The 4,000-nt window shown below is 45.2% G+C and carries 5 protein-coding genes; all 5 read right to left on the bottom strand.

Features of this window, described 5'->3' with window-relative positions; translation table 11 throughout:
* Nucleotides 1-476 (bottom strand): aspartate dehydrogenase (locus AWW72_RS16610; RefSeq protein WP_155858570.1); only part of this gene is annotated, 476 nt, incomplete at its 3' end.
* A 9-nt stretch (nt 477-485) separates the two neighbouring features.
* On the bottom strand, nt 486-1,280 hold the full coding sequence (locus tag AWW72_RS16605; protein ID WP_062848062.1) for an SDR family oxidoreductase: 795 nt from the start codon (nt 1,278-1,280) through the stop codon (nt 486-488).
* Between the two features lie 22 nt (nt 1,281-1,302).
* Nucleotides 1,303-2,118: an alpha/beta fold hydrolase gene (locus tag AWW72_RS16600; protein ID WP_062848061.1), complete on the bottom strand. Its 816-nt coding sequence runs from the start codon at nt 2,116-2,118 to the stop codon at nt 1,303-1,305.
* Nucleotides 2,119-2,151: 33 nt separating this feature from the next.
* Nucleotides 2,152-2,673 (bottom strand): cupin domain-containing protein, encoded by a 522-nt coding sequence (locus tag AWW72_RS16595; RefSeq protein ID WP_004652930.1) that lies wholly within the window; start codon nt 2,671-2,673, stop codon nt 2,152-2,154.
* 33 nt (nt 2,674-2,706) lie between these two features.
* On the bottom strand, nt 2,707-3,930 hold the full coding sequence (locus tag AWW72_RS16590) for an MFS transporter (protein ID WP_004772867.1): 1,224 nt from the start codon (nt 3,928-3,930) through the stop codon (nt 2,707-2,709).
* Between the last annotated feature and the right edge of the window lie 70 nt (nt 3,931-4,000).

Here is a 4,000-nt window from a genome sequence, read left to right as displayed (position 1 = left end):
TCAACCAATTGTTCCGCATAGCTACCACGCCAGCTTTTTGGACTCTTACAGCCCTTATAAGTGACCTTTTCCAGACCACCTTCTTTGGCCGCAGAGATCCCATCGATCCCGGCAATGGCGCCTGCCAATAAATGCAGATGCGCATCGTTTTGTTCTGCCGTTTTTTTCAGCTGAATTAAAAATTCGTTATCCGCCAAAGTCCCCACTGAAATCAGGCCAATGGTCCAGCCTTTTTCCAAGACTTTTTGCGCGTGTTCTTTCACCGCAGCCTGTCCTGCCACTTCAATCACATAATCAGGTGTCCCCTGACATTGTTCGATTGAACTAATCACTTGCACATCAGCCGCAACCTGCGCCTGTACTTTTTCGATACTGCGTGCAGGGACCACAATCCATTTAAGTTGCAGGTCTTGTGGCATGTGGGCATACACTTCTGCCGCCATCGCTCCAAAACCAATCATCATCAACTGTTTCATGTGAACACCTTATAAATGTTTGTTAAATCCACCAGAGACATCGAGTGTCGAACCTGTGGTATACGATGCCAAAGGCGATGCTAAAAACACCAAGGCACGCGCTGGCTCTTCTGGCTTGCCTAAACGTTGCATTGGAATGCCACGGTTTTTGGCTATGTTGCCTGTCCACTGTTCCCATGTAGCATTTAGATCAGAACGGGTTTCAAAACGGCGTTTCCACTGTGCTGATTCCACCATACCCAAAAGAATTGAATTGACACGAACACCGTACTGGGTAAATTCATGCGCCAGTGAATGGGTTAGATTCAGCAATGCTGCACGTGCAGATGAAGTCGCAATCATGTGCGGCTCAGGTTGCAGTGCCAGCAAAGAATTCACATTGGTAATCGACCCGTATGCCGAATGTTTTAAATCGTTTAAGAAAGCACGTACTGGATGTAATACACTGAAATACTTCAGTTCAATTTCCTTCATCCAGTCTTCGTCTTGGGTATTTTCAAAATTAGACACACGCCCCTGACCTGCGTTATTGATCAGCATGTCGACATTGCCCAGATTCTGGTTTACCTGTTGTGCAAAGCGTTTTACATCTTCTTTATCCAAAACATTGCAAATACTGGTGAAGATGTTGGCATGCGGATATTTTTCTAAAATATATAGTTTTGATGCCGCCAAACGCTGCTCATCTCGACCGCACCACGCCACCTTGGCACCTTCTGCAACTAAAATTTCGACTGCAGCCAAACCAATGCCTGACGAGCCACCTGTTACAACTGCTACTTTTCCTTCAACTTGGAAGCTCATATCCATATCTCTCGTTTAAGTCTTAATGTGCCGATAGAACAATGTCGTTAAACTGTTCAGGTTGATCGACATAACTCAGATGACCTGCATCTGTAATGAGATGACATCGGCTCAATTGCATTTCTACTGCAAGTTCCTTGATCGCTTGCGCAGGCGTAATTCCATCCTTGTCACCCGCAATCACCACACAAGGAACAGTAAGTTCTGTTAAATAATTTCGAATTTCGTCATACGCCAGCAAATAAGATGCTCGGGTAAAACCATCTAATGTCAGTTGCCCCATCACCTCACTGACCAAAGCCAGTGCCTGAGGGTCTTGTTTATAAATCAAATGAGGTCCACGGCTGGCAGCCATGCCTGCATTGCCCAAGCTCTTCAACATATTCGGGCGTTTTTGATAGACCTGTGCTTTGGTATCTTCATCGGAACGTTGATAACCTTGTGCGGCATTGGCAATGATTAAGGTCTGTACCCGTTCAGGATAAAGATGGGCAAACGCACTGGCCTGTAAGGCACCCAATGAATGTCCAATTACAACGGCTTTGGGAATGTTCAACGCATCCATCAAGCCCAATACTCGCTCCGCATAATCGGCTGCATTGGGTTGATCTGTGTTTAAGCCATCGGATAAGCCATAACCCGGTGCATCCCAGGCAATGACATGAAAATGCTGACTGAGTGTCTCCAGCTGATTGACCCAGGATGCTGAACCTGAGCTAATTCCATGCAACAAAATCAGCGGCTGGCCTTGACCTGCTTCACGATAAGCTTGCACAGCGCCATTTACGGCAACGGTTTTGACTGGATAATGAGTTAAACGCTCAATCAGTGTCATCATGTCATTCCTTCAACATTTATAAGATCAATCGGATTAACGTTTGATTTGAGACAATGGATGCTCAGGTGGATAGTTCGGAATGGTTGGTTTACCAGCACCCAACATCACACACATCAAGGCATCTTCCTGACCCGGATTGAACAGACCACGATAAATACCCGGTGGAATTGAAATCAGGTCACGCTCTTTCAATCTGGTCTCAAATTTTTCCCCGTTATGTTCAATGAACAGGTCAATTTCGCCACGCAACATGAAAAACACTTCTTCAACATCGTGATGAATATGCAAAGGCCCTTCACATTGCGCAGGTAAAACCATGGTTGAAAAGGTAAAGTTTTCAGCTGGAACCGTATTGCCATCATTAACCACACCTGTTGCACCAGTACCCATATAACGCATTTGTGCACGACGATATTTCGGGTCATAGTCCGCTTGGAACTTCAAGGCATCAAAATCATATTTACGTGTTTCAAAGCGTGCGATACGTGTATTCAACCAGTCTTGTAAATTTGTACCTTCAGGTTGTGTCCATGATTCGAATTGTTGAGTAGTCATGTTTTAACTCCTAGGTTTTGTTCAATATTTTGATTAATAACGTTTCAATAAAGGAACTAAGAAGAACGATCCAATCACAGCGACGGCTGCCAAGAAGGTAATTCCTAAATTAAAACTATGTGTTTGCATCACGATGTAACCGATCAGAACAGGTGCAATTGCACTGGCAAAATTACCCATTCCGTTGAAAATTCCACCCGCAGTTGCACCAACATCGGCAGTTGTTACACGGGCAAGTAAAGCGAATACTGCTGCGACACCAAAGCCCCAAGCCATTGCGCTTAAAGACATTGCTGCGATCACGAGAATCGGATCAGTCATAATGACCATGACATACATAAAGATGCCTGCCACCAACAGGCCACTGAAAACCTGAACAGCACGGCGGCCTAACTTGTCAGAAAGGAAAGCACCGATCACTTCACCAATCAGCATGGCGATAAATGGAAGGCTTGAATAAACACCAAACTCTTTGAGGTTAAAGCCCTTGTCCTGAATCAGATAAGAAGGCACCCAGCTATTTAAGCCCCAGAGATAAGTCATCAATGCAATATTGAAAATGCACACCAGCCAAAAAGCACGGTTCTGTAATAGCACTTTGGTGTTGTGAATATGACCTTTGAAATTCAGGCGTTTGCTGGTTGATTCAAGTTCAATGGTTTTCTTGAGTTGTAAATTACGTAGACCAAATGCAATCGCCAGTAGCGCAACCACTGTTAAACCTGACATCACAAAAAATGTGGTGTGCCAGTCGTGCTTTGCAAGCACTGCGGCGGTAATTGGAAAACCCAGAAATGCACCAATCGGCGTACCTAGCAGGAACATGGTCGAAGCGCGCGCTTGCTGGCGATCGGTATAGGTTTGCTTCACGATGGCATACGCCAGTGCAAACAATGGTCCCTCAGCCAAACCAAGCAAAACGCGCAGGATCAACATACCGGTATAGTTGGTGGTAAATCCCATGCAGAACATTAAAATGCCCCACGATGCGACGCTCCAGAACAGCATTTTCTTCGGATTAAAAATATCGCCGAGGAAACTCAAAAAGACCGAGGAAAAACCATAAGCCAACAAGAAGCTGGTCATGAGCCATCCGAGTTTTGCCTTATCTTGTGCAATCCCCATCGCACCTTGGAAGTGCGGGTCAGCAAACAAGACCGCGATACTGATTTTGTCGAAAAATGCCAGAACGACACATACCATCAGGACGAAAGCAGGAACCCAATGCTTTAATCCACTTTTTTCTTCATTACTCATACTTCATCCCTTCGATTGAGTCATGAACCGGATCTAGGGTCTGTTGACATCTCACAGATGCTTGCGACAG

The sequence above is a fragment of the Acinetobacter sp. NRRL B-65365 genome, assembly GCF_001605865.1.
Classification (GTDB): domain Bacteria; phylum Pseudomonadota; class Gammaproteobacteria; order Pseudomonadales; family Moraxellaceae; genus Acinetobacter; species Acinetobacter vivianii.
The sequence above is the reverse complement of the archived record's forward strand: the minus strand, read 5'-3'. Positions and strand labels throughout refer to the sequence as shown.

Excerpts from the sequence above, each read along its gene's own strand:
- AWW72_RS16605 (WP_062848062.1), bottom strand. The coding sequence starts at position 1,280 with ATGAGCTTCCAAGTTGAAGGAAAAGTAGCAGTTGTAACAGGTGGCTCG.
- AWW72_RS16600 (WP_062848061.1), bottom strand. The coding sequence starts at position 2,118 with ATGATGACACTGATTGAGCGTTTAACTCATTATCCAGTCAAAACCGTT.
- AWW72_RS16595 (WP_004652930.1), bottom strand. The coding sequence starts at position 2,673 with ATGACTACTCAACAATTCGAATCATGGACACAACCTGAAGGTACAAAT.
- AWW72_RS16590 (WP_004772867.1), bottom strand. The coding sequence starts at position 3,930 with ATGAGTAATGAAGAAAAAAGTGGATTAAAGCATTGGGTTCCTGCTTTC.